Below are 24,308 nucleotides of genomic sequence, written 5' to 3' on the forward strand. Positions count from 1 at the left end.
GCGATGGGCACGCTTCGCTACGCCGCCTCGCGACTGCTCCAGGCCATCGGCCTGGTGCTCGCGGTGGTGGTGCTCAATTTCGTGCTGGTGCACGCCGCACCGGGCGACCCGGTGGAGACCATCGCCGGTGCCAGCGGCGGCATGTCGCCCGAACTCATGGCGCAACTGCGCACGCAGTACGGGCTCGACCAATCGCTGCCGGTGCAACTGGGCGTTTACCTCGGCAAGGTGGCGCGGGGCGACCTGGGCTACTCGTACTTCTTCAACCTGCCGGTGACGGCCATGATCGCGGAGCGCGTGCCGGCCACGCTGCTGCTGGTGCTCAGCTCGGTGCTGCTGGCCTTCTTCGCGGGCACGGCGCTCGGGGTGCTGTCGTCGCGCAAGCCCAATGGCTGGCTCTCGCAGTTCATCACGGTGCTGTCGCTGGTGGGGTTCGCGGCGCCGGTGTTCTGGCTGGGCATCATGCTGGTGATCCTGCTGGCCTCGGTGTTCCCGATTCTTCCTGTCGCAGGCATGCGCTCCATCGACTCCACGGGCGGCGGCGGCCTGAAGGACATGCTCGACGTGGCGCATCACCTGGTGCTGCCCACGCTCACGCTGAGCCTGGTGTACCTCGCGCAGTACAGCCGCCTGGCGCGCTCCTCGATGCTCGACGTGCTGGGCTCGGACTTCATCCGCACCGCGCGCGCCAAGGGGTTGGCCGACCGGGTGGTGCTCTACAAGCACGCGCTGCGCAATGCGCTGCTGCCGGTGGTCACCGTGCTGGGGCTGCAGTTCGGCAACGTGCTGGCCGGCGCCATCCTGGTGGAGACGGTGTTCAACTGGCCGGGCCTCGGCCGGCTGGCCTTCGAGTCGGTGCTGCGGCGCGACTACCCGACCATTCTGGGCGTGCTGCTGTTCTCCTCGATCGTGGTGGTGGTGATGAACCAGCTCACCGACCTCTGCTATCGCTTCATCGACCCGAGGATCAAGGCCTCATGAGCAAGGTGATCACGATGCCTTCTGTCGCTGCCGCATCTTCAAAGACGCCCAAGACCTCGCCCGCGGTGCGGGTGGAGCACCCGGGCACGGAAGCGATGCGCATGTTCCTGCGCAATCCCGCCGCCATCGCCGGCATGGTCATGCTGGTGCTGATGCTGGCGGTGGCCATCGCCGGGCCCTGGCTCTATCCGGCCGACCCGTTCGAGATCAAGACCGCGCCGCTCACCCCGCCCTTCAGCGAAGACGCGTGGCTGGGCAGCGACTACCTCGGGCGCGACGTGCTCACCGCGCTCATCTACGGCGGGCGCGCCACGCTGCTGGTGGGTGCGGTGGCCGCGCTGCTGTCGGTGGTGATCGGCATCACGCTCGGTGCCTTCGCGGGCTACTACGGCGGCAAGGTCGATGCCGCGCTGATGAAGCTCACCGAGTTCTTCCAGGTGCTGCCCGCGCTGCTCTTCGCGATGGTGGTGGTCACGCTTTTTTCGCCCACGCTGGTGACGGTGACGCTGGCCATCGGCATCGTGAGCTGGACCGGCACCGCGCGCCTCGCGCGCGCCGAGTTCATGAAGTACCGCGGACTGGAGTTCGTGCGCGCCGAGCGGGCCATCGGCGCGCGCGACGCGCGCATCATCTGGAAGGTGATCCTGCCGAACGCATTGCCGCCGCTGGTGGTGTCGGCCACGCTGGCCATCGGCGCGGCGATCCTGTTCGAGGCGGGCCTGTCGTTCCTCGGTCTCGGCGACCCGAACCAGATGAGCTGGGGCCTGATGATCGGCTCCAGCCGGCAGTACGTGCTCTCGTGCTGGTGGGCGGTGGCCTTTCCGGGCGCCGCGATCTTCATCACCGTGCTGGCCGTCAGCCTCATCGGCGACGGGCTGAACGATGCCCTCAACCCCAAGCTGAGGGAACGCTGATGGCAACGGGCAACGACAACAACAACGGCGATGCACTGCTCCGCGTGCAGGACCTGCACGTCGAGTTCAAGACCCGGCGCGGCCAGGCACTGGTGCTCAACGGGGTCGACTTCGAAATCCGCGCCGGCGAAACGCTGTGCGTGGTCGGCGAATCGGGCTGCGGCAAGAGCATGACGGCGCTGGCGCTGCTGCGGCTCATTCCCTCGCCGCCCGGGCGCATACGCGACGGCCGCGTGCTGTTCCAGGGCGAAGACCTGGTGCAGGCGAGCGACGCGCGCATGCGCGAAGTGCGCGGCAACCGCATCTCGATGATCTTCCAGGAGCCGATGACCTCGCTGAACCCGGTGTTCACGGTGGGCGACCAGATCGGCGAGTCGCTGCAGCTGCATGCCGGCATGAACGCGCGCGAGGCGCGCCAGCGCGCCATCGAGATGCTGCGCCAGGTGGGCATTCCGGCACCCGAGCGGCGCGTGGACGAGTACCCGCACCAGCTCTCCGGCGGCATGCGCCAGCGCGTGATGATCGCCATGGCGCTGGCCTGCCGGCCCGACATCCTCATTGCCGACGAGCCCACCACCGCGCTGGACGTGACGGTGCAGGCGCAGATCTTCGACCTGCTGCGCGAGCTGCAGCGCGAGAAGGGCACGGCCATCATGCTCATCACGCACGACATGGGCGCGGTCGCCGAGATGGCCGACCGCGTGATGGTGATGTATGCCGGCCGCGTCATCGAACAGGGCACCACCGAGCAGGTGCTGTCCGAGCCCGGCCATCCCTACACGCGCGGCCTCATCGACTGCCTGCCCGAGCTCGGCAGCAGCGCGGCCCGGGAAGGCGACGTGCGCGAAGACCTTGCCGAGATCGCGGGCGTGGTGCCTTCGATCTGGGAACTAGGCACGGGCTGCGCCTTTCGCGAGCGCTGCCCGCGCGCCATGGAGCGCTGCGCGGCCGAGGTGCCGCCGATGTTCGCGGTGACTGGCGAAGTGGCGGCCGGCACGCCGCATGGCGCTGCCTGCTGGCTGCATGGCGAGGCCTTCAAAACCCTCGAAGCACGCGAACGGGAGGCCGCATGACATTCATCGGCAAGACCGACACGCTGCTTTCGGTCGAAGACCTGAAGGTGCACTTTCCGCGCGGCAAGTCCGGCTGGGGCCGCACGCCCGAGGTGGTGAAGGCGGTGGATGGCGTGTCGTTCGCGGTGCGCCGCGGGAGCACGCTCGCGGTGGTCGGCGAATCGGGCTCGGGCAAGACGACGACCGCGCTGGCGGTGATGCGGCTCGCGCCCGTCACCTCGGGCCGCATGCAGCTGGGCGACACCGACCTGGGCGCGCTGCAGGGCGAGGCGCTGCGGCAGGCGCGCACGCGCATGCAGATCATCTTCCAGGACCCGTTCTCCTCGCTCAACCCGCGCGAGCGCGCGGGCGCGGCGGTGCGCGCACCGCTGGACCTGATGCGCGTCGGCACGCCCGAGGAGCGCACCCGCCGCGTGGCGGAGCTCTTCGAGGCCGTGGGTCTTCGGCCCGAGCAGCAGCACCTGTTTCCGCACCAGTTCTCGGGCGGGCAGCGCCAGCGCATCAACATCGCGCGGGCGCTGGCCACCAACCCCGAGCTGGTGGTGTGCGACGAGCCGGTGTCGGCGCTGGACATCGCGATCCGCGCGCAGATCCTCAACCTGCTCGCGCGGCTGCAGCGCGAGCTGGGGCTGACCTATCTGTTCATCTCGCACGACATGGCGGTGGTGGAACACATCTGCGACGACATCGCTGTGATGTATCTCGGCCAGATCGTCGAGCGCGCGCCGCGGCGCAGCTTCTTCGCGCGGCCGCTGCATCCGTACAGCGTGGCGCTGATGTCGGCGGTGCCGACGGTCAGCGGTGGCCGCCGCCGCGCCGCGAACCGCATCAAGCTGAGCGGCGATCCGCCGAGCCCCATCGATCCGCCGAAGGGCTGCCGCTTCGCCGGGCGCTGCCCCGTGGCAGAGCCGGCCTGCGCGGCCGAGCTGCCGCCGCTGCGCGAGGTCGCGCCCGATCACTGGGTGCGCTGCAGGCGCGTCGACATCGTCGACGGACTGCCGCGCCCTCCTCTTTCGATTCCAGAGTCGCCATGAGCCTCAACAACGCAACCACCACCGTCTATCCCGCCCGCAAGATCATCACCATGAACCCGATGCAGCCGCACGCCACCCACGTGGCGGTGCGCGACGGGCGCGTGCTGGCCGTCGGCACGCTCGCGGACATGCAGGCCTGGGGCGCGTTCACGCTGGACGAGCGCTTTGCCGGCAAGGTGCTGATGCCCGGCCTCGTCGAAGGCCACTGCCACCTGAAGGAAGGCAGCATGTGGGACTGGACGTACCTCGGCTGGTTCGACCGCCGCGACCCCGCGGGCAAGGTGTGGAGCGGCCTGCGCTCCATGGACGAAGTGGTGGCGCGCCTCACCGAGGTGGCCGCGAAGATGACCGCCGAAGGCGTGCCCGACACCGAGCCGCTGATCGCCTGGGGGTTCGACCCGATCTACTTCGGCGGCGAGCGCATGACCGTGCGCCATGTGGACCGCGCGAGCGCCACGCGGCCCATCGTCATCGGCCATGCCAACGGCCACCTGATGAACGTGAACAGCGCGATGCTGCGCATCGCCGAGATCACGCGCGACAACGAGGTCGAGGGCGTGGTCAAGTTCGCGGAAGGCCCGAGCGAAGGCGAGCCCACCGGCGAGCTGCAGGAGCCGGCCGCCATGTTCCTGGTGCTGCGCAAGATCGGCAACGCCGGCCTGCTCGCGCCGATGACCGAGGCCGGCGTGCGCTCCTTCGCGAAACTGGCCTGCCTGCAGGGTGTGACCACCGCGACCGACCTGGTGAACAAGCTCACGCCCGAAGACTGCGGCGTGCTGGAGGCAACGACGGGCGACGACGGCTTCGGCGTGCGCATCCTCCCCGCATTCCAGGCCTTTCACGGCACGCACGGCGCGGCGCTGGGCGCGGAGCATGTGAAGAGCCTCGTGCCGCGCAACACCGACCGTCTGCGCTACGGCCTCGTGAAGATGATGCTCGACGGCTCGATCCAGGGGTTCTCGGCGCGGCTGCGCTGGCCGGGGCATTTCAACGGCGCTCCCAACGGCATCTGGGTCACGGCGCCCGCGCAGTACGAGGCCGACTTCGAGACCTACCACCGCGCCGGCCTCACCATCCACACGCACACCAACGGCGACGAGGCGAGCGAGGTGGCCATCGATGCCATCGAACGCGTGCTCGCGCGTGCGCCGCGGCCCGACCACCGCCACACGCTGCAGCACGGCCAGATGATCGATGCGCCGCTGTTCCGCCGCATGGCGTCGCTCGGCCTGTGCGCCAACCTTTTTGCCAACCACATCTGGTACTGGGGCGACCAGCACTACGAGATGACCATGGGCCCCGACCGCGCCAACCGGCTCGATGCCTGCGGCAGCGCGCTGGCCGCGGGCGTGCCGCTGGCCATTCACTCCGATGCGCCGGTCACGCCGCTCGGGCCGCTCTTCACCGCGTGGTGCGCGGTGAACCGCGTCACGCCGAAGGGCCGGCTGCTGGGCGAGGCCGAGCGCATCACCGTGGCCGAGGCGCTGCGCGCCATCACGCTCGGCGCGGCCTGGACGCTGAAGCTGGACGGCGAGATCGGCAGCATCGAGTGCGGCAAGCGCGCCGATTTCTGCGTGCTCGAAGACGACCCGCTCGAGATGGACCCGATGGCCCTGAAAGATGCGCGCGTGTGGGGCACGGTGCTCTCGGGCCGCGTCTTCAAGGCGCAATACGCTTGAACGGGGCGCACGCGTGATGCCGACAAGAAAGCGCCTGCCGTTCACCGTCATCGGCGGCTTCCTGGGCGCCGGCAAGACCACGCTGCTCAACCGCTGGCTGCGCGAGGCGAAGGGCCTGCGCATGGCGGTGCTGGTGAACGACTTCGGCGCGCTCAACATCGATGCGGACCTCATCGCCGCCACGCACGGCGACACGCTCGCGCTGACCAACGGCTGCGTGTGCTGCCAGATCGGCGACGACCTGGGCCGCGCGCTGGTCGAGGCGATCGAGGCGAAGACGCCGTTCGACGCGGTGGTGATCGAGGCGAGCGGCGTGTCGGACCCGTGGCGCATCGCGCAGATCGGCATGGCCGCGCCGGAACTGAGCCTGGAAGGCGTGATCGTTCTGGTCGATGCCAGCGCCGCGGCGCGGCAGTCGCGCGACCCCCTGCTGGCGGACACGCTGGCGCGGCAGTTGAAGTCGGCCGACCTGGTGGTGGTCAACAAGATCGACCTGGCGAGCGAAACGGTCTTGGCCGAAGCGCGGGCCTGGGTGGACGCCACCGCGCCCGGAACGCCGTGCATCCAGACCGCGCAGGCGACGGTGCCGCTGTCGCTGCTGAGCGGCCTGGCGTTGCCTGCGACTGCGCACGCGGCGGTTCACGTCTGCGGTCCCGGCTGCGACCATCACGACCACCATGAGCATCACGACCACGCGCCGGACCATGGCGCGCTGTTCGCGACCTGGAGCGCGCAGCCCGAGGCGGTCATTCCCGCCGCCGCGTTGCGCACCTGGCTGCGCGAGGTGCCCGCGGGCGTGCTGCGGCTCAAGGGCGTGTTGCGAACCGGCCATGGCGCGGGCGGCGACGAATGGTCGGAGGTGCAGTTCGCGGGCCGCCATGGCTCGCTGCGCAAGGCCGCGCCGCCGGACGACGCGCGCGCGGCCGTGGTGGCGATCGGGTTGCGCGAACGGCTTCCGGAGGCGGCACTGAGCGATTTCTTCTCGCGCTGAGGCTGGGGTCGTGTTGCAATCGCACGTTTTTTCAACAACGTGCAGGCAGCCGACGCATGACGACGACCTCTTCTTCCCCTCTTCTGATCCGCCCGCCGGTGCCCGATGACTACGCGGGCTGGAAGCCGCTCTGGGACGGCTACAACGCCTTCTATGGACGCGAGGGGCCGACCGCACTGCCCGACGAAATCACGCAGATCACGTGGCAGCGCTTCTTCGATGTGTACGAGCCGGTGCATGCGCTCGTCGCGGAGCGCGATGGCCAGCTCGTGGGGCTCACGCACTACCTCTTTCACCGCAGCATGACGCGCATCGAGCCGACCTGCTACCTGTCCGACCTGTTCACGCTGTCATCGGAGCGCGGCCAGGGTGTCGGCCGGCAATTGATCGAGGGCGTGTACGCGCATGTGAAGCGCGTGGGCGGCCACCGCGTCTACTGGCAGACGCATGTGACCAACACAGCGGGGCGCACGCTCTACGACAAGGTGGCCACGCACGACGGGTTCATCGTGTACGGCACACTGGTCTGATGCCCGAGAACCGTTCATGCCGAGCTTGGCCTGTCCTGAGCCTGTCGAAGGATCGAAGCGCAGCGCGAAGCTTCGACAAGCTCAGCCCGAACGGTTTGGGTGGATCGAACGCAATTCCGTCTGAGCGCCGGCTAGGACAGCGACGATGCCGCCTGCAGCATCGCGCCCATCTTCTCGTGGATCAGGTTCACGGCCTTCAGGGGCCGCAGCATCACCTTGAATTCGGTGATCAGGCCCGCGTCGTTCCACTTGATCATGTCGACGCCGTTGACCGAGATGCCGTCGATCTCGACCTCGAATTCGAGCACCGCATCGCGCTCGCCCTTCAACTCTCGCACGTAGCGGAAGCTTTCGTTGAAGAACACATGAAAGGCCGCGCCCAGGTACTTGGCGGTGATGGCCTTGCCCAGTTGCGGCTTGTGCACCACGGGCGAGAGGAAGACGGCGTTGTCGTCCAGGAGGGCATCAAGCCCCTTCGCGTCATGCGATTTCACGAGCCGGTGCCAGGTGGCGAGGGTGTCGATCGGCATCAAGGGTCTCCTCAAGCAATGGTGCGGGGGAGTCTATCCGTCGGACCGGATCAGTACTTGATGGTGACGCCCGCCTTCACTCCGTTGTTGGCCTTGCCGTCGGAAGTCACGCCGCCGTTGAACGAGAGACTCCCGCCCGTGCTCCCACCCAGCGAATAGACCGGCCGCGGCATGGAGGTGTCGGTGCCGATGTACGTTCCGCTGCCGTCGGGCCGCTGCACGCCGACGGTTGCGCCCTTGGTGTAGGCCGAGGTTTCGGTCGAGTTGACGTTGGGGGCGACGTAGACGGTGCCCTTGTCGCTGCTGTCGATCGGCACCTTCACCTCTTCCGCGGCGGCGAACGAAGACCACGCGACCACGCTCACGCCCACAAGGATCAGTTTGTTCATGCGGCGATCCTGAGGACCGCGGCGCGCGATCCGTGTAGGACGGGAGGAAGCATGCCGGCCGGACATGGAGGCCGATGGCGCCCCTGCCGGTGTAGCCTCGGCCCCCATGGACTCCCTGATCGCCGCCTCCGCACGCGCCCTCGCCGGCGGGGACGCGCTCGGCGCGCTCAAGCGCATCGCGCTGCGCGACGATCCGCCCGCGCTGGCCCTGCGCGGCATCGCGATGGCGCAGCTCGGTGAACACCCACGCGCCCGCGAACTGCTGCGCCGCGCCGCGCGTGCCTTCGGCGCGCACGAAGAGCTGGCGCGTGCGCGCTGCGTCGTCGCCGAGGCCGAAGTGGCGATGGCGATGCGCGACCTGGGCGGCACGCCACGCGCGCTCGCAGCGGCTGCTGCCACGCTCGAAGCGCATGACGATTTCGCCAACGCGCGGCAGGCACGGCTCATCGCGGCGCGCCGGCTGCTGCTGCTCGGGCGCCTGGACGAGGCCGCCGCCGCGCTGGCGCTGCTCGATGGCCAGGCGCTGTCGCCGCCGCTCGCGGCGGTGGCCGAACTCACCGCGGCCGAGTTGGCGTTGCGCTCGCTGCGCATCGGCCCCGCGCGTGCCTCGCTCGCCCGTGCGCACGAAGCGGCCGGGCGCGCCCGCGTGCCGGCGCTCGCGGCCGAGGTGGCGGAAGCGCTGGCCGCGCTCGACCGCCCCGCCGCACGGCGGCTCTTTCCCGGCGGCGAGCAGGCGCTGCGGCTGGACGAGGTCGCCGCGCTCCTGGCCTCCGACGCGCTGGTGGTCGATGCCTGCCGCCGCGGCGTCGGTGCCGGCGATGCATGGCGGCCGCTCGCGCGCCGGCCCGTGCTGTTCGCGCTGGCACGTGCGCTCGCGGAAGCCTGGCCCGGCGATGTCGAGCGCGAGGCGCTGATCGCCTACGCCTTCAACACCCGCCACCCCGACGAAACGCTGCGCGCGCGCCTGCGCGTCGAGATCGGCCGACTGCGCGCGCTCGTCGCGGCACAAGCGGGCATCGAGGCCACCGCGCGCGGCTTCGCCCTCAAGCCGCGCGACGGGCGCGAGGTGGTGCTGCTGGCGCCGCCCATCGACGGCGAGCAGGGCGCGCTGGTGGCGTTGCTGTCCGATGGCGCGGCGTGGTCGACCTCGGCCCTCGCGCTCGCCCTGGACGCCAGCCAGCGCACCGTGCAGCGCGCGCTCGCCGAACTGGAGGCCGAGGGGCGCGTGCGCGCCATCGGCCGGGCGCGGGCGCAGCGCTGGCTCGCGCCGCCGCTCGCGGGATTCACGACGATCTTGTTACTCCCCTCTTCGCTGCCGATTGCCTAAAGTTGTCTCCAAGGCGCCGATCCGCGGTGCCTCCCCAAGGAGCCAACGATGAACAGCAAGAAAGACAGCAGCAGCACCCAGTCCGCCGTGCGCATGGCAGAGGTCGTGCGCGAGTACGGTCCCTTCGACGGCGTCGACAAGGTGGGCGGCGTGACGCACGACGGCCAGCGCGTCTGGGCCGCCACCGGTGCCCGGCTGATCGCCTTCGACCCCAAAAGCGGCGAACAGACCCGCACGCTGGACCGCGCCGCCGACGCCGGCACCGCCTTCGACGGCAAGCACCTCTACCAGATCGCCGAGGAGCGCATCGACAAGATCGACCCCGCCACCGGTGACGTGCTCAAGTCGATTCCCGCGCCCGGGCACGGCGCCGACTCGGGCCTCACCTGGGCCGAGGGCAGCCTCTGGGTGGGCCAGTACCGCGACCGCAAGATCCACCAGATCGACCCCGCCACCGGCGCGGTGCTGCGCACCATCGAATCGAACCGCTTCGTGACCGGCGTGACCTGGGTCGACGGCGAGCTGTGGCACGCCACCTGGGAAGGCGACGAGAGCGAACTGCGCCACATCGATCCCCAGAGCGGCGCCGTGCTCGAACGGCTGGAAATGCCGCGCGGCGTGAACATCAGCGGGCTCGAGTCCGACGGGGCCGACCTCTTCTATTGCGGTGGCGGCGGCACCGGAAAAATCCGCGCCGTGCGCCGTCCGAAATCCGCCAGGGCCTGAACCCAGGCCTTCGCGCTCCCCAACTCACTCAAGGAGAACACACCATGAACACCGCCGTTGCAGAAGTAACCAGCAGCCTGAAGAACCACCCCGTCGTGTCGAAGGACCGATGGCTCGCCCAGCGCAAGGCGCTGCTGGCGCGCGAGAAGGAACTGACGCACCTGCGCGACCAGATCGCCCGCGAGCGCCGTGCCATGCCGTGGACACGCGTCGAGAAGAACTACAGCTTCGACACACCCGAAGGACCGCGCAAGCTCGCCGATCTCTTCGAAGGCCGCCGCCAACTGGTGGTGCAGCACTTCATGCTCGGCCCGGACTGGGAGCAAGGTTGTCCGAGCTGCTCGTACATGGCCGATCACATCGCGGGCATGAAGGTGCACCTGGAGCACCGCGACGTGACGCTGCTGGTCGTCTCTCGCGCGCCGCTGGCCGAGATCGAGCGCTTTCGCGAACGCATGGGCTGGCAGTTCAAGTGGGTGTCGGCGCACGACAGCGACTTCAACTACGACTTCGGCGTGAGCTTCAAGCCGCAGGAATGGGCTGAAGGCAAGGGCGAGGTCTACTACAACTACAGCGTGCGCCCCTTCCCCGCGCAGGAGGCGCCCGGCATCAGCGTGTTCTACAAGGACGACGCGGGCGAGGTCTTCCACACCTACTCGACCTACGAGCGCGGCGTCGAAGTGATGATGGGCACGTACAACCTGCTCGACCTCACGCCCAAGGGGCGCGATGAGCAGAACCCGGTCTACGCGATGGATTGGGTGCGGCATCACGACCGCTACGAGCCGCAGCCGGTGGCCGCGAAGCCCGCGGCGGGTTCGTGCTGCCACGGCGACGACCACGGCAACCACTGAACGCGCGGAGACGATGCCATGGCAGCCGCGGACCTCTGGCCATGGCTCGCGGTCGCGGGAGTCGGCGCCCTTCACGGGCTGAACCCCGCGACCGGCTGGATGCTGGCCGCCGCGTGGGGCGTGCGCTCGGGTGACCGGGCACAGGCGCTGCGGGCACTGATGCCGATCGCGGTCGGGCATGCGGCATCGATTGCACTGGTAGCTGGCGCAGTGGCGTTGGGCCTCGCGATGGACCGTGTGGCGATGCAGGTGTTGGCGGGTGGACTGTTCGTTGCGGCCGTGGTGCTTCACCTCTGGCACCGGACGCCCAAGCCTGCGCGTGCGCCGGCAGGGCATGCCGGGCTCGCGCTCTGGTCTTTCATGATGTCCACCGCGCACGGGGCGGGGTTGATGCTGGTGCCGGCGTTGATTCCGCTGTGCATGACAGACGGCGCGGGCAAGCAGATCGCTGCATCCGATTCACTGATGCTCGCGTTCGCGGCGGTGGGTGTTCACACGGCGGCAATGCTCGCCGTCACAGGCTTGATCGCCAGTGGTGTTTGCCGTGGTTTCGATGCGGGTGCGCGCTGGCTTCGGAGCTTCTACTTGCGAACGCGCCCGCGCTTGAATCGCAAGAACATGCCGATTGCGAGTGCCGTCAGTATTCCGCCCAGGATGAACTGACCGACGATCGCGGCCAGCGCGGCACCGGAGATCAATCCGATGCCGATTGCGCCATCCACCAGGTGGAGGAATCCCTCCAGCTTGCCGGGGCGTTGAAACTTCATCGCGGTCCTCTCGAATAAAGCAGCTACGCCGCCTTCGGCTCCGGCAATATCGCCGTCAACGCAAAGTCGATCAGCCGCAGCCACGTCTCTTCGAGACCCATGATGTTGTAGTGGTCCGACTCCGGAACGGTCTCCACGGACACCGGCGTCGGCCATGCCGCGATGAGTTTCTGCGAGCGCTCCGGCAGCACGACATCGTCGTGCTCGGCCAGCAGCACCTGGGTCTTGGCCGCGACCTCCGCGCAGTGCGTGAGCGAGTCGAAGCGGTTGCGCAGCAGCAGCGACAGCGGCACGAGCGGGAAGCGCTTCTTCGCCACTTCGAGCATCGAGTCGTAGGGCGTGACCAGTTGCAGGCTCGCGAATTCCTGCCGCGCCACGAGTTGGATGGCCACGCCCGTGCCGAGGCTGCGGCCGACGACGTGCAGCCGCGCATTCGGGAAGGCGCGGCGCAGGTGCTTTGCGAACTGCGCGCCGTCTTCGACGGAGGCGATTTCCGAAGGGTGGCCTTGCGAGTCGGCCACGCCGCGGTAGTTGATCGCGGCGAAGCCGAAGCCTTCCGGCAGCCAGTGCAAGGTCTGCGCGGTGGCGCGAACGTCTTCGCTGCGACCCGCGAAATAGATGAACAGGTCCTGCACCGCCTCTTCGCCCTGGGGGTGGTAGACATAGCCGCGGACCATGCCGCCCGGCACCGTGTGCGAGTAGGTGGAAAAGTCGTCCGACAGCTGGACGACCGGGTGCTTGCGGGCATTGAAGAGGATGTGCCCCTGCCGCGTGGCAAGAAGGGTCCAGTAGGCGGCGAGGCTGCCGATGGCGGCGGCCGAGGCGGAGAGCGCGATGCGGGCGACTTTGGCTTTGGAGAGCAAGGTTTTTTCCTGAGCAGCGAGGCAGGTGGCGCGAGGCCTGTGTTTGTGTACTTGAGCGGTGCCCTAGTTTCGCCTCGTTCCTGGATAGGGTTGTGTCAGGATTTAGTTCCCTGGCGGGTGAGGCGTTTTCTTCTTCCTTCTCCCGCCGATGGCACCCGAGCCGGCCGCCCTCAGGATGCGGCGAAAGGTGGGGCACTCCATGTGGCTCGGCGCGGGACACACGGCCGCGTGGCGCAGGCCGTCGCGCATGGCGCTCAGTTTCTGGATCGTGCGGTCGAGCTCGTCGGCCTTGGCCGCGAGCATCTGCCGGTCGATGCGCGGCGAGCCCTCCGGCGCGAACATGCGGCCGATTTCATCGAGCGAGAAACCGGCGGCGCGCCCTGCGGTGATGAGCGCCAGCCGTTCCAGCACGCCGGCATCGAACAGGCGGCGCAGCCCGCGTCGGCCGGTCGAGGCGATGAGCCCCTTCTCGTCGTAGAACCGCAGCGTCGAAGCCGGAATACCCGACTGCTGCGCCACCTCGGCAATGTCCAGATGTTGCACCGCTTGACCTCAAGTCGACTTGAAGTTGCACAGTCTAGTCGTCGCCTCTTTTCCCGGGGGCATGCAAAGAAAGGACCAGACCCCATGAATGCCACGCAATCGAATCCCACCGAACAGGCCACGCTCTGGAATGGACGCGCAGGCCGCGCCTGGATCGACGGACAGGCGACGCTCGACCGGATGTTCGCCTCGTTCGAAGACCTGCTCGCCGACACGGTGCGCGCCACCTCCGCGCGGCGGGTGCTCGATGTCGGCTGCGGAACGGGCAGCACCACGCTGGCCGCTGCACGGGCAGCGGGCGCGCAGGGCGATTGCCTCGGCATCGACATCTCGGAGCCGATGGTCGCGGTCGCCCGCGCACGCGCCGCGCAGCTAGGCTCGACGGCTCGCTTCATCGCCGCCGACGTGCAGACCCACGCCTTCGAGCCCGCGAGTTTCGACCTCGTCATCTCGCGCTTCGGCGTGATGTTCTTCAACGACCCGGTAGCCGCCTTCGCGAACCTGCGCCGTGCGGCGAGCGCGAATGCGCGGCTCCAGGTCATCGCATGGCGAAGCGCCGCCGAGAACCCCTACATGACCGCCGCCGAGCGCGCAGCGGCGCCGCTGCTGCCGAACCTGCCGGTGCGCCAGCCGGGCGCACCGGGGCAGTTCGCCTTTGCGGACCGGCATCGGGTCGCGTCCATCCTGCAGGAGAGCGGATGGGGCGAAATCGACATCCAGCCGATCGATGCGAGCTGCGCTTATCCCGAGAAGGACCTCGTCGGCTATTTCACGCGGCTCGGCGTCGTCGGCCAGGTTCTCGAGGACGCGGACGAGGCGACGCGCCGGCAGGTCATCGGCACCTTACGCGCCGCCTTCGATCCGTTCGTGCATGGCGATGAAGTGCGCTTTGCGGCCGCCTGCTGGAAGATCGATGCGAAGGCGCGCGGCCAAGCCTGAGGCAACCACGTGCGCTGCGCGTGCGCTGCTACTCCTCCGCCCGGCCCTGCATCTGCGCCTTGAAGCCGCGGCTGTTCTCGAAGGCCACGTTCACCCGCTGCCCGTCGAAGCGCAGGGTGTACGTCACCACCATGTCTTCGCCCAGTTCGCGCGAGACGATGCGAAAGCTCTGCGCATCGAGCCAGTCGCCCTTGACTGCAACGGGCGCGTTGGCGGCCTTGTCGTTGATGCGAAAAAGGCCGTCGAGCCCGATCGGCCCCGCGAAGGGCTGTGCGGGCGCATCGGCGTCCTTCCTGTCGAACACGATCTCGTAGGCCGGCGTCACAGCCTTCAGGTCGAGCATCAGGCTCCTGATGCCCAGCACATTGCGATCGAATTGCCAGACCTTGCCGGAGACCACCGCCGCGAGCTCGGAAGGAGACGCGACCGCGCTCGGCTTCTCGACGGCCGCATCGCGGATGCGGTCGGCGAGCTGCGCCTGTGCGACGGTGTCCGCGGGCAACGGCGTGGCCGAACGTGCGGCCGCGGTGATCGCGTCGATGAGTGGCGGCAGCGGGAAGTTGCGCCGGCTGGTGGTGACGGCGACCACGTCGAGCTCGGGCAGCACGATGATCAGCTGCCGGTTGTAGCCCGCCGCGATGTAGGCGCGGTTTTCCGGAATCGTCCACCAGCCGTTGGCATAACTGAAGGCCGGCTTGGCGCCGAAGCCCATGTCGACGGAAGCGCTGAACACCTTCTCCACCCATTCGGCGGGCAGCAGCCGCCGGCCCGCCCACTGGCCCTTGCGCAGGTAGAGGTAGCCGATCTTCGCCATGTCGCGCGGCTGCAGGTAGAGGCCGAAGCCGCCCGCTTCGATGCCCTGCGGGTCCTTGATCCAGCGGACGTCGGCGACGCCCAGCGGCTCGAACAGGCGCTTCTGCGCATAGGCCAGCGTGCTGCCGCCCGTCTTCTTCGCGACGATGGCCGACAGCAGGTGCGAGTTGCCGCTGTTGTAGTTGAAGCTGCTGCCGGGCGCCTGTGCCATCGGCCGGTCGAGCACGAAGCCCTGCCAGTCGCGGCTGCGGCGCATCTGGATCATGCTTTCGGGCACGCTGGCGTCGAGCTTTTCTTTCCAGTCGAGGCCCGAGGTCTGGTCGAGCAGGTGGCCGAGGGTGATCGACTTCTTGGCGGCATCGGCGTTCGCCACCGTGCGACCGGAAAAGAACTCGAGCACGGGCTGGTCGCGCGAGGCCAGCAGGCCGTCTTGAATCGCCATGCCGGTCAACGTGCCGACGACGGCCTTGGTGACGGAGTTGACCGCGTGCTTGAGGCCCGCGCGGTACGGCGCGTAGTAGGCCTCGGCGACCAGCTTGCCGTTGCGCGTGATGAGGATGCTGTCCAGGCTGTTCGCCTCGCCGCGTTCGACCAGCTTGGCGAGCGCCGCAGAGTCCATGCCCTGTGCTTCGGGCGTGCTCGTCGCCCAACCGGCGGTGGGCCATGCGGCGGGCTCATCTGCCCATGCGGACTTGAGCGGCATGGCCGCGAACAGCAATGCGGTTGCGAGATGGGCCAGTGAAGAATTGATCTTTCGGTGCATGCGCATCGCCGGTCTCCGCGGTTGTGTGGCGGCGATCATATCGATGCACTCCACGAGCGCAGCCCTTTCCGCTCAATGCCGTGTTTCGTTCAAACGTCTCAGTTCGGTGCAGGCGGTGTCAAACTGCTCGTAGTAGGCATCGACGAACGCTTCCTCATCCTCATCCGCAGTCATGTCGAGCAGCGTGGAAAGCATGTCGATCTTGTGCGCGCGGGCAAAGTCAGCCAGCTCTGCGATCGCCGTCTCGTGCACGTCTTCCAACGCATCGAGAGAGCCCGCATTCCTCACGGCGTAGTCGAGAGCCCACATGCAATAGATCGCATGCTCGGACGGCGAGAGCGAGGCCTCGCCCTGCGCCGCCCTTTTCTCGATGATTGCGTCGCCGGCTTCGAGCAGCCAGGTTTCCATGTCGTCCGTGTCGTCCGTATCGTCCGCGGTGCTCATGAATTCATTTGTCCTTCTCGTCGACGGCCAGGGACAGCGCGATGCCGAGCGAGAGCCCGATGCCGATCCCCATGCCGATGTTGTCGATCGCCAGGCCGGTGGCCACACCCACGGCCAGGCCCGTTCCGATGCCCAGGCTCTTGCGTTTCATCGGAGCAGTTTATTCACGGGTGCCGCGCGAAAGACGTGTTCATTGGCAACAGGCCTTCGTCCCCAAGAGCCGGGAACATCGCCGGGCCTGCTAGAGCTCCTGCTCGGGGATGAACGGCGCCAGCAGGCGCAGCCGCAGGCGTTGCCACGCGGTCGTCTCCGGCGGCACGTCGTAGACCGTCTGCTTGCCGTCGTCTTCCTCCACCCATTCAATGCCCTGGCCATCGGCGCCCAGGCGCAGCGTGTAGCCGCTGCCCGCATCCGCGAAGCTCTCCAGCTGCCGCGCCATTTCCTCGCTCTGGATGATGATGCCCAGCTCGGTGTTGAGCCTCGCCGAGCGCGGGTCGAGGTTCATCGAGCCGAGGAACACTTCCTTGTGGTCGAGGATCGCGTTCTTCATGTGCAGCGCACCGGTGCGGTGCCCGAAGACGCCGAGCTTGCGCCGCTTCACGCTCAGCGAGGGGCTGATCTCGTAGATGACGACGCCCGCGGCCAGCAGATCCTTGATGTGCGGCCAGTAGCCCACGTAGACCCAAGGCTCGTCGGTCGATGCGAGCGAGTTGGTCACCAGCTCGACGCCGAGGCCGGCCTTGCGCGCCCGCACGAGGTTCGCCACGGCCTCGTCGCTCGGCACGAAGTACGGCGACACCATCTTGATGTTCTTGTCGGCCGTCATGAGCCACTGCACGACGCCTTCGGTGACGGTGCCCTTGATCGAGCCTTCGCGCTCGTTGAGCCCCTGCGTCTTCGTGAGCGGATCGAACAGCACGCGTGCATTGGCCCACAGCAGCGGACTCAGCTGGCGCTTCGCCAGCTCGAACGGCAGATTGAGCATGGGCACGAGTTCTAGCGGCAGCAAGGGTGGATCGTCCGGGCTCGGATGCAGCGGCTTGCCGTCCAGTGGAATCTCGGCCGCCACAGGAGGCTTGGCCGCCGCGGTCTGGCGCTCGAAGCGGTCCTGCAACTGCGCGCGGCTCAAACCGCTGTGCGCGATGCGCTCGAGCGGATACACGACCTCGCTGTTCCAGTAGTGGTCGAACTCGGCGGACAGGTCGCGCACCGCCGGTCCGGCCACGAAGGTGTCCATGTCGATGAAGTTGCTGCCCTCGGCATTCATCACGTATTCATCGGCCATGTTGCGGCCACCGGCCACGGCCGCCGCGTTGTCGGCAACGAAGAGCTTGTTGTGCATGCGCCGGTTGACGCGGCGGAGGTCGAACAAGCCCGAGCTGATGAAGCGGGTGGCCATGCTGCTTCGGCCGCCCGGGAACGGATTGAAGAGGCGCACCTCGACGTTGGGGTAGCTCGCAAGGCCGAGCAGCAGGTCGTCTTCGCCGGAGGTGTAGAGGTCGTCGACCAGGAGCCGCACGCGAACGCCGCGTGCGGCGGCATCGCGCATGGCACGCATCAGCGCGCGGCCGGTGTTGTCGCCTGGCAGCAGGTAGTACTGCACGTCGAGGCTGCGGGTGGCGAGTTTCGTGAGTTCGATGCGCGTGGCGAACGAATTGGGGCCGTAGGGCTGGAGACGGAACCCCGAGCGGCCATCGGTGGGGAGCACTTTCTGCGTGATGGCGCCGAGGGGCGTCTGCGCGTAGTCGCCGATGGCGGCGGTCGGCGGTGTGGCGATCTGCAGAGGCAAGCTGGAGCAGGCCGCGAGCACGGCGGCGAGGACCAGCGCGATAACAGGGCGAAGCACCGACCTGGCGTCGATTCGCAGCAAGGCCTTGTCGCGGACCGAAGCGAGGAAATCCAGGAGCACCTTTGTCGCCATGCGCTGTTCTCTTCCTGCGGCGGACCGCGACTAGGTATCGGCCTCGAAGAAGGCGAGCTTGCGGGTTCGAGGCAGTGCCTTCACCTTGAGCTCCGCCCGCAATGCGGCCCCCTTGTCCGGATAGACGCGGGCGGCAAGCACGCGCAACGGCGGACGCGCGCGCGTGAACTTGGCGCCCAGCCCGAAGACATGCTGGAAGAAGCGCTGCTCCACATCGAGCGCGACTCCCGCGTAGTACACGCCGCCTTCGCACTCCAGGAGATAGAGCCAATACGGCGTGGGGGTGAGGACGGCCGCGGGCGTGGGCTGAGGGTCTGGCTGGGTTCGGGGCACGGCCGGATTGTGCAGCGACAATTCCGCCATGGCTCAAGGCAAACGCATCTCGGCAGACATCGACAGCGACGCCCTCCAGGCGATCAAGCACATGGGGGCGCAGGCCAAGCTGGCACGCACGCGCGCCGGCGAAGGCCAGTCGGCAGCCGCTGCACGGCTCGGCGTGCATGTGCAGACCATCGCGCGCATCGAATCGGGCGAGCCCGGCGTGGCCATCGGGCATGTGCTGGGCATGCTGGCGCTCTATGGCATCGCAACGAAGACGATCGATCCAGCAAGCACGGAATGACGCACATCAGGAAGATGTGACATGACGGGTGCAGCAGCGCTTTCGTGTGCTTCCCTCGGACCCATCCATCGCCGATGAGGGTCACCCCGCAAGATGACTGACTGCGCGGCCTAGCGCTTGAACAGCTTGTACGCCCCGAACGCCAGCAACACGACGGCGAAGACCAGCATGCCGGCGGATTTTCCGGCCGAATAGCCGGCTTCGGCGCCGGCAGCAGCCTGCGGGAGATTCATCCAGCGGGTGATTGCCCAGCCACCCCACACGACGGCGATCACGCCCTGCACCTTGTTCCCCATGAATCCGCTCCTTTGTTCTGGAGCGCGATGATATCCAGCGGAAATCTCCTCAAGATCGCGCACCACCGCGCGGCCCGACCCGGCGATTCGCGACGATCTTGTTACTCCCTCGCGGTGCGCTCCCTCGAATAGATTGGTCCTCACGCCATGCGGCATGCGTGGATTTTTTGGAACCAACGGAACGGAGCGCCCCATGACCGACATCATCGAAAAAACAGCAGAGATCGACCAGCCTTACACAGGCGGTTGCGCATGCGGCGCGATCCGCTACGAGATCTCGGGCAAGCCGGTCTTCCAGAACGACTGCCAGTGCCGCGACTGCCAGCGCAAGAGCGGCACCGGCCATGGCTCGTACCTCACCTTTCCCCGCGCCGGCGTGAAGCACAGCGGCAAAGCGACGCTGTGGGACATGGTGAGCGACAGCGGCCATGTGAAGACCCGCGCGTTCTGCCCGCGCTGCGGATCGCCCGTGTACGTGAGCTTTGCCGCCATGCCCGACATGTTCGCCGTGCATGCCGCGAGCCTGGACGATCCAGCCCGCTACCGGCCGCAGGCAATCACGTACGGCGTGCGCGGTCACGCATGGGATTTCCTGGACCCGGCGTTGCCGAAGTTCGACAGGATGCCGCCGATGTGAGATTGCAGCGCGGTCGGTGCCTTCGGGCCGACACCTTCATGGGGATTGCCTTGCCTGTTCCGGTGCCGCGCCTTTTCTGCTGTCGCCGGCGAGTTGAGCCTCGATGGCCGCCTTGTCAATGACTGACCAGACGCTTGCGATCCTTTCATCCCGGAATTCATAGAACACGTTCTCGGCGAACGAGACTTTCCGGCCGTTCACCGGCAGCCCGAGAAACGCGCCCTTCGGGGTGCAATCGAACTGCAGCCGGCTGGCAATGCGGGGTGGATCGCAGACGAGCAAGCGGATGTCGAAGCGCAGGTCGGGGATTTCGTCGCAGTCCTTCTCCAGCATCTCGCGATAGCCGGCGAGGCCGATCCGCCGGCCGTTGTAATGAGCCTCCGCGTGAACGAACCTGTCGAGATTCGCCCAGTCGCGCGCGTTGAGGCAGGCGATGTAGCTTCGGTAGAGGGTGGGCAGGTCGGCCCCGGTCATGGCAATTCCTTTTTCCGAACGCCGAACGGACGCCCGGCATGGCAAAAGAATGGCCCATTGCGGCCGCCGAGACAAGTGCGACGGCCCGCCACACGACGTCGCGCGCACCCGATGCGGCATACTCCCACCCCCCAAACACGCCACAAAACCACCCGCATGGACAAGGAAGTCGACCCCCACGTACTCACCGTCATCGATGAGATGCGACTCTCAGGACCCCGGCTCACGCCGGTCGAGATCGTCGCCAAGATGGGGGTGTTCGACGCACGGGAAAAGCCGTTCGACCAGGCCTGGCTGGCGACCGGCGACAACGTCATCGCCACCATCTGGGCGGAATACGTGAGCGTCGGCAGCGGCGGGCGCTGGTTCTGCCTCGAATCGCTCGACACGCAGCTTCGCGCCGGCGGCGGCACGCGCACCGCCTTCCAGGTCCAGCGCGCCAAGGACCGCCTCGCACTGCTCAAGCGCACCTTCGACGCAGGCCAGGGCTTCCGGGCAGTGCTGCAGACCAACCGGGTCGCCATCGCCGAACTGGAAAGCAACAAGGCCGCGAAGGTCTCCACGCGCGTGCGCGACGATGCCGAATGGCACGTCGCCAGCTGGGAGCCCGAGCAGCAGCTCGCGGTGCTGGTCCGCGGCCCGCGCGGCTGGACGCCCGACGAGGCGGAAGTGAAGGCCGCCACGGCGCGCGGCAGCGTGCCGGTGGTGGCCGAGGTCGAGCCCGAGGTCGCCGCCCCGCCCGCGCCGGTTTCGCCCGAAGAGGTCCAGGCCGCCGCCATGGACTACGTCATGCGTCACTTCAAGGGCTACGGCTACAACGCCGAAGACCTGACCGGCAAGAACATCGGCTACAGCATCGAGGTGTCGAACGCGAAGGGCGCGACGCTCCTGCGCGTCGTGGTGAAGGGCACCTCCACCGGATCGCCCAAGTTCCAGCTCACGAGCGAGGAACAGGCCTGCTCGGTGCGCGAGCCGCTCTGGCGGCTGCTGGTGGTTTCCGACGCAGGCACTGCGATTGCGCAGCACAAGATCTACAAGCCTTCGGAGATGAGCCAGGCGCCTGGGTTCGAAGCGCAAGGCTGACGCGATCGTGTCGTTCCTTCTCTCGCTGGTGCTGCCGTTCGCCGTGTGCGTGCTGCTGGTCGGCATCACCTCTGCATTCTGGTGGGGCAAGTTGCAGAAGCCCTGGGCCTATGTGACCTTCGCCTTCCTTGCCGTGCTCGGGTTGCATCGCATTGTCCAGGTGGGAGCGGAATTCATCAGGCTCTTCAGGCGCGGCGGCTACTACCTCGAATACCAGAATCAGCCGGACCTGGCGCAGTTGGCAGAGCGGTCTCTCACCATTGAAGCACTGCTGGTCTCGACAGTCCTGATCGTTGCCGGCTGGCCGCTTCTTCGTTGGCTGCGAGCGCTGCTGTCACGCTGATCGATCAGGGTCTCGTTCAGAGCGTCTCCCAGACCTGAACGAGTCCGATCAGATGGACGAGGCCAAACGCGAAGCAGATGGCCGAGCTCCACACCCAGAAGGCGCTCAGCCGCCGCCGGTCGAACACGAACAGCGCCACGGCAACGAGCCCTCGCAGCAGGTAGACCGCGGTAATGGCGGGAAGCACGAACGCCAGCAACGGCAGCGGCTGCAACACACCCGCACCGGAGAGCGCGTACGCCGCCCACACGCCCAGCACGCCGGCGATCAACAGCGTGACGATGGGCGGATACCAGTGCCCCGCTTCCGCGCCCCTGGCCATGCGCTCGCCCGCCCCGAAGAAGCGATACCACGCGGGCCCGCCGAAGATGACGCAGATGTGCAGCAGCGCTGCAATGACGCTGAGCGCGGCGCCGACGATCAGGAAGATGTTGAGCATCACGCGGTCTTTCAGATGTGCTCACGCGCCCGTACGGTGTCGCGCGTCGGGCCGAAGGCGCCGAAGCGCACGGGCAGGCCGCTGAAGGCTTCGGCGCGCTCCAGCCACGCTTGCGCGCTGTCGACGGGGGGCAGTTCGTAGACGGGCTGTGCGCCTTGCAACAACTGCGTCAGTGCGTGCTGATGGTCGAGGTCTGGTTTGTCGATGAACTGCAGCGACGCAACGTGGGTGCCGTCAGCGGCGCGGTAGCCGGTGCACCAATGCAGACCCGCACCCGCAACGGCATCGAGATGGCTCACCACCAAACCGTCGAGCGGTCCGGCCGCGCCGAGCGCATAGCGCAGCAGCACCGCGTCGGGGTGGCCGCGTCGGAACGCGCCTTGCCAGCCTTCATCGGCGTTGTGCGGCTCGGCGAATCGCGCATCGAGTGCACGTTCGTGCGTGGGCAGCGGACCCGGACCGTGGCGCGTGAGGTAGCTGCGCAGCACGCCCAGGTGCTGCACGGGCGCATCGATCCCCGCGTCATGCAGCACGGCTTCGACAGCGGCGGCCGAGATGGTGCTCCACGTGGTGTGCGGATGAAAGCCGCGCCATTCGTCGAGCAGCACACCCTGTGCGCCTTCGAACAGCACGGTGCCGGGACGCGCGAGCCTTGCACCGATGGCGTCGGCGCTTGCAGGCGGCGACAGGCGCACACACGGCGCCGCGGCGTCGAACCAGCGCTGGCCGAGCGAAGCGTCGGCCAGCAACGCCAGCTCCTGCGCGGCCTCGGGGTGCGGTGGCGCCATGTCTGCGAACTCGCGGCGCAGTGCCGTGCGCGAAGCCTCCAGCTTTTCAAGCGTGCGCGCACGATGCAACAAGTCACCGTAGCGCAAGGCATCGCCGGGTGCAGCCAGCGCCTGTTGCACCGTCTCGCCGACACCCACGCCGCAAGTGCCATGCGCCGCCGCTCCCCTCGCCCATTCACGCAGCCGGCCCGCGGCCTGATGGAATGGCGTGGTCACGCGGCAGCGCGCGTCGATCAGCAAGCGCGCGAACGCATCGGTCACGCCCACGCGGCGCAGCGCCTCTTCCTCGACACGCAGCGCCGTCGGATGCACCACCACCGGGCTCGCGAGCACTGTCGCCACGCCCGCATGAAAACTGCCGGCGCCGAACTGCGAGAAGGTGTGGTGCCGCCCACCGGGCAGCACCACGTTGTGGCCGGCCTGCGCGCCGCCGTTGAAGCGCACCACCGTGTGCGCCTGCCACGCGCCGCACAGGTGATCGGTGAAGAGGCCCTTGCCGCAGTCCCCGAAACCCAGACCCAGCAGCGAGACGTAGCGCGTGGCCGCGGCGGTGATGCTCACGCAGCCTTCAGCCGAAGAGCCGCTTCCACCACGACGACTGTGGCGCGCTCGTGGCCGGCGGCGCGCGGCGCGGCGCAGTCGGGTCGAGCAGCGCCGCATACGCATCGAGCGCATGCAGCACGCCGCCGACGCGCTCCTTGGCCATGCCGGTCGCGCCCATCACCTTGGCGAGGCCGTCGAGGTTGGGCACGGCCTTCTCGGTGAGCGCGACGATGCCGGCGGCCACGGCGCAGGCGTCGTCGGGCGAATCCATGCAGATGACGTGATCGCCCAGCAGTTCGCGCCAGCGCGGCTCGCAGCGGCGGCGGCGCTGCGCGTCGGGAATCAGGAAGAACAGGTTCGTGGTCTCGGCAGCGGCGGCGATGACTTCCTCGATGGGGATGTCCTCGTCGAGCTTCTCGCCGATGAGGCCCTCGATCTGGTGGCGCGAGACGGCGGGGTACGGCAGCTCGTCGCCGGTCACGAACAGGTAGCCGCGCTTCTTGCGTTTGACCCAGCAGTCCATGTCGGTGTGCTGCGCCATCACGTAGAAGGCGAGTTCGTAGCTCTCCTCGCCGCTGCCGCCACCGCCGCCTTCGAGGTAGCTCCAGGTGAGCCACTGGTCCATGAGGTTGGCGGTCGATTCGAACTGGCCGACCTGCAGCGGTGCGCGGTCGGAAGTGGCGTCGCCGATGGCCATGAACATGAGCTGGGGGTCGGCCACGCCGCAGTCGGTCAGCAACTTCATGAAGGTGGGCAGCTCGCGGCGCGCGAGGGTCTGCGGGATGTCGCCCATCGAGCCGGTGACGTCGAGCGCGAACACGATGCCCAGCGAGTTGGGGTGGTCGGCGTTGTCGCGTGACTCGCGCACCTTGAGGCCGTGCGGGTTCATCAGCGCATGCGTGGCCGTTTGCGTGAACACCTCGGCGCCGGGCTTGGCGGCGCGGTCGGCGATCAGCGCCGTGTGGGCGGCGTGCGAGTAGTTTCCGTAACCCATGGGGTGCT

General features: G+C 68.0%; 30 protein-coding genes. 16 read left to right on the forward strand and 14 right to left on the reverse strand.

Translation table 11 applies throughout. The features are described from left to right. Positions 1-3: 3 nt before the first annotated feature. The 7 genes from QF040_RS15530 to QF040_RS15560 are packed head-to-tail and all read left to right on the forward strand — an operon-like array spanning position 4 to position 7,202. Positions 4-981, forward strand: a complete 978-nt coding sequence (locus tag QF040_RS15530; protein ID WP_429611784.1) for an ABC transporter permease — start codon at positions 4-6, stop codon at positions 979-981. After that, on the forward strand, positions 978-1,895 hold the full coding sequence (locus QF040_RS15535; protein ID WP_429611785.1) for an ABC transporter permease: 918 nt from the start codon (positions 978-980) through the stop codon (positions 1,893-1,895). The genes QF040_RS15530 and QF040_RS15535 overlap by 4 nt, the downstream gene beginning before the upstream one ends. Continuing rightward, a complete protein-coding gene (locus QF040_RS15540) occupies positions 1,895-2,968 on the forward strand; it encodes an ABC transporter ATP-binding protein (RefSeq protein WP_429611786.1) in 1,074 nt (357 codons plus the stop codon). The genes QF040_RS15535 and QF040_RS15540 overlap by 1 nt, the downstream gene beginning before the upstream one ends. Next, entirely contained in the window at positions 2,965-4,002 is a 1,038-nt protein-coding gene (locus tag QF040_RS15545; protein ID WP_307645824.1) for an ABC transporter ATP-binding protein, read from the forward strand. Before QF040_RS15540 ends, QF040_RS15545 begins: the two co-directional genes overlap by 4 nt. Then, positions 3,999-5,681: an amidohydrolase gene (locus tag QF040_RS15550; protein WP_429611787.1), complete on the forward strand. Its 1,683-nt coding sequence runs from the start codon at positions 3,999-4,001 to the stop codon at positions 5,679-5,681. Before QF040_RS15545 ends, QF040_RS15550 begins: the two co-directional genes overlap by 4 nt. 16 nt (positions 5,682-5,697) lie before the next feature. Beyond that, positions 5,698-6,672 (forward strand): CobW family GTP-binding protein, encoded by a 975-nt coding sequence (locus QF040_RS15555; RefSeq protein WP_429611788.1) that lies wholly within the window; start codon positions 5,698-5,700, stop codon positions 6,670-6,672. A gap of 56 nt (positions 6,673-6,728) precedes the next feature. After that, a complete protein-coding gene (locus QF040_RS15560; protein ID WP_429611789.1) occupies positions 6,729-7,202 on the forward strand; it encodes an N-acetyltransferase family protein in 474 nt (157 codons plus the stop codon). A 131-nt stretch (positions 7,203-7,333) separates the two neighbouring features. Here QF040_RS15560 and QF040_RS15565 read toward each other — a convergent pair whose 3' ends face one another. Continuing rightward, a complete protein-coding gene (locus tag QF040_RS15565; protein WP_429611790.1) occupies positions 7,334-7,732 on the reverse strand; it encodes a nuclear transport factor 2 family protein in 399 nt (132 codons plus the stop codon). A 50-nt stretch (positions 7,733-7,782) separates the two neighbouring features. After that, entirely contained in the window at positions 7,783-8,121 is a 339-nt protein-coding gene (locus QF040_RS15570) for a hypothetical protein (RefSeq protein ID WP_307503399.1), read from the reverse strand. A 106-nt stretch (positions 8,122-8,227) separates the two neighbouring features. On the opposite strand from QF040_RS15570, the gene QF040_RS15575 reads away from it, so the two are divergent. Genes QF040_RS15575 through QF040_RS15590 form a run of 4 tightly spaced genes read left to right on the forward strand, consistent with a single transcriptional unit; the run spans position 8,228 to position 11,691 of the window. Continuing rightward, positions 8,228-9,448, forward strand: a complete 1,221-nt coding sequence (locus tag QF040_RS15575; RefSeq protein ID WP_429611791.1) for a helix-turn-helix domain-containing protein — start codon at positions 8,228-8,230, stop codon at positions 9,446-9,448. A 48-nt stretch (positions 9,449-9,496) separates the two neighbouring features. Then, on the forward strand, positions 9,497-10,174 hold the full coding sequence (locus QF040_RS15580; RefSeq protein ID WP_429611792.1) for a hypothetical protein: 678 nt from the start codon (positions 9,497-9,499) through the stop codon (positions 10,172-10,174). Between the two features lie 44 nt (positions 10,175-10,218). Further along, on the forward strand, positions 10,219-11,028 hold the full coding sequence (locus QF040_RS15585) for a DUF899 domain-containing protein (protein WP_429611793.1): 810 nt from the start codon (positions 10,219-10,221) through the stop codon (positions 11,026-11,028). Between the two features lie 18 nt (positions 11,029-11,046). Then, positions 11,047-11,691 (forward strand): hypothetical protein, encoded by a 645-nt coding sequence (locus QF040_RS15590; protein ID WP_429611794.1) that lies wholly within the window; start codon positions 11,047-11,049, stop codon positions 11,689-11,691. A 127-nt stretch (positions 11,692-11,818) separates the two neighbouring features. On the opposite strand, the gene QF040_RS15595 is transcribed toward QF040_RS15590, so the two are convergent. Further along, positions 11,819-12,658 carry an alpha/beta hydrolase gene (locus tag QF040_RS15595; protein WP_429611795.1) on the reverse strand — a complete coding sequence of 280 codons (840 nt, stop codon included), beginning with the start codon at positions 12,656-12,658 and terminating at the stop codon, positions 11,819-11,821. Positions 12,659-12,760: 102 nt separating this feature from the next. Continuing rightward, on the reverse strand, positions 12,761-13,201 hold the full coding sequence (locus QF040_RS15600; RefSeq protein WP_429611796.1) for a helix-turn-helix domain-containing protein: 441 nt from the start codon (positions 13,199-13,201) through the stop codon (positions 12,761-12,763). A gap of 84 nt (positions 13,202-13,285) precedes the next feature. Here QF040_RS15600 and QF040_RS15605 point away from each other — a divergent pair, with 84 nt between their 5' ends. Beyond that, positions 13,286-14,140, forward strand: coding sequence for a class I SAM-dependent methyltransferase (locus tag QF040_RS15605; RefSeq protein ID WP_429611797.1), 855 nt, complete (start codon positions 13,286-13,288; stop codon positions 14,138-14,140). 28 nt (positions 14,141-14,168) lie between these two features. Here the strand turns inward: QF040_RS15605 and QF040_RS15610 are convergent, their stop codons facing one another. The 5 genes from QF040_RS15610 to QF040_RS15630 all read right to left on the reverse strand — a co-directional run bounded on the left by QF040_RS15610 (position 14,169) and on the right by QF040_RS15630 (position 18,414). Further along, positions 14,169-15,722 carry a serine hydrolase domain-containing protein gene (locus QF040_RS15610; protein ID WP_429611798.1) on the reverse strand — a complete coding sequence of 518 codons (1,554 nt, stop codon included), beginning with the start codon at positions 15,720-15,722 and terminating at the stop codon, positions 14,169-14,171. Between the two features lie 66 nt (positions 15,723-15,788). Beyond that, positions 15,789-16,160 carry a hypothetical protein gene (locus QF040_RS15615; RefSeq protein WP_429611799.1) on the reverse strand — a complete coding sequence of 124 codons (372 nt, stop codon included), beginning with the start codon at positions 16,158-16,160 and terminating at the stop codon, positions 15,789-15,791. Positions 16,161-16,164: 4 nt separating this feature from the next. Continuing rightward, positions 16,165-16,311, reverse strand: a complete 147-nt coding sequence (locus QF040_RS15620; protein WP_429611800.1) for a hypothetical protein — start codon at positions 16,309-16,311, stop codon at positions 16,165-16,167. A gap of 90 nt (positions 16,312-16,401) precedes the next feature. After that, positions 16,402-18,081, reverse strand: coding sequence for a phospholipase D family protein (locus QF040_RS15625; protein ID WP_429611801.1), 1,680 nt, complete (start codon positions 18,079-18,081; stop codon positions 16,402-16,404). Positions 18,082-18,111: 30 nt separating this feature from the next. Next, positions 18,112-18,414: a GIY-YIG nuclease family protein gene (locus QF040_RS15630; protein ID WP_429611802.1), complete on the reverse strand. Its 303-nt coding sequence runs from the start codon at positions 18,412-18,414 to the stop codon at positions 18,112-18,114. A 28-nt stretch (positions 18,415-18,442) separates the two neighbouring features. Here QF040_RS15630 and QF040_RS15635 point away from each other — a divergent pair, with 28 nt between their 5' ends. Next, positions 18,443-18,703, forward strand: coding sequence for a helix-turn-helix transcriptional regulator (locus QF040_RS15635; RefSeq protein WP_013542836.1), 261 nt, complete (start codon positions 18,443-18,445; stop codon positions 18,701-18,703). Between the two features lie 110 nt (positions 18,704-18,813). On the opposite strand, the gene QF040_RS15640 is transcribed toward QF040_RS15635, so the two are convergent. Then, positions 18,814-18,999 carry a hypothetical protein gene (locus tag QF040_RS15640; RefSeq protein ID WP_429611803.1) on the reverse strand — a complete coding sequence of 62 codons (186 nt, stop codon included), beginning with the start codon at positions 18,997-18,999 and terminating at the stop codon, positions 18,814-18,816. A 193-nt stretch (positions 19,000-19,192) separates the two neighbouring features. On the opposite strand from QF040_RS15640, the gene QF040_RS15645 reads away from it, so the two are divergent. Continuing rightward, on the forward strand, positions 19,193-19,636 hold the full coding sequence (locus tag QF040_RS15645) for a GFA family protein (RefSeq protein WP_429611804.1): 444 nt from the start codon (positions 19,193-19,195) through the stop codon (positions 19,634-19,636). A 36-nt stretch (positions 19,637-19,672) separates the two neighbouring features. On the opposite strand, the gene QF040_RS15650 is transcribed toward QF040_RS15645, so the two are convergent. Beyond that, on the reverse strand, positions 19,673-20,110 hold the full coding sequence (locus QF040_RS15650; RefSeq protein ID WP_429611805.1) for an ester cyclase: 438 nt from the start codon (positions 20,108-20,110) through the stop codon (positions 19,673-19,675). Positions 20,111-20,266: 156 nt separating this feature from the next. On the opposite strand from QF040_RS15650, the gene QF040_RS15655 reads away from it, so the two are divergent. Together QF040_RS15655 and QF040_RS15660 are read left to right on the forward strand one after the other, a co-directional pair. After that, positions 20,267-21,193, forward strand: a complete 927-nt coding sequence (locus QF040_RS15655; protein WP_429611806.1) for a protein NO VEIN domain-containing protein — start codon at positions 20,267-20,269, stop codon at positions 21,191-21,193. A 7-nt stretch (positions 21,194-21,200) separates the two neighbouring features. Beyond that, a complete protein-coding gene (locus QF040_RS15660) occupies positions 21,201-21,536 on the forward strand; it encodes a hypothetical protein (RefSeq protein WP_429611807.1) in 336 nt (111 codons plus the stop codon). 16 nt (positions 21,537-21,552) lie between these two features. Here QF040_RS15660 and QF040_RS15665 read toward each other — a convergent pair whose 3' ends face one another. From QF040_RS15665 to QF040_RS15675, 3 genes are read right to left on the reverse strand one after another with little or no spacing between them, the layout of a single operon-like run. After that, complete coding sequence (locus QF040_RS15665) at positions 21,553-21,975, reverse strand: hypothetical protein (protein ID WP_429611808.1); 423 nt, start codon at positions 21,973-21,975, stop codon at positions 21,553-21,555. A gap of 11 nt (positions 21,976-21,986) precedes the next feature. Next, the gene (locus tag QF040_RS15670) at positions 21,987-23,324 is read right to left on the reverse strand and encodes an adenylosuccinate synthetase (protein WP_429611809.1); all 1,338 of its coding nucleotides are present in this window, start codon (positions 23,322-23,324) and stop codon (positions 21,987-21,989) included. Between the two features lie 7 nt (positions 23,325-23,331). After that, the gene (locus tag QF040_RS15675) at positions 23,332-24,300 is read right to left on the reverse strand and encodes a VWA domain-containing protein (RefSeq protein WP_429611810.1); all 969 of its coding nucleotides are present in this window, start codon (positions 24,298-24,300) and stop codon (positions 23,332-23,334) included. Between the last annotated feature and the right edge of the window lie 8 nt (positions 24,301-24,308).

This window comes from Variovorax sp. W2I14 (genome assembly GCF_050435205.1).
GTDB lineage: Bacteria > Pseudomonadota > Gammaproteobacteria > Burkholderiales > Burkholderiaceae_C > Variovorax > Variovorax paradoxus_C.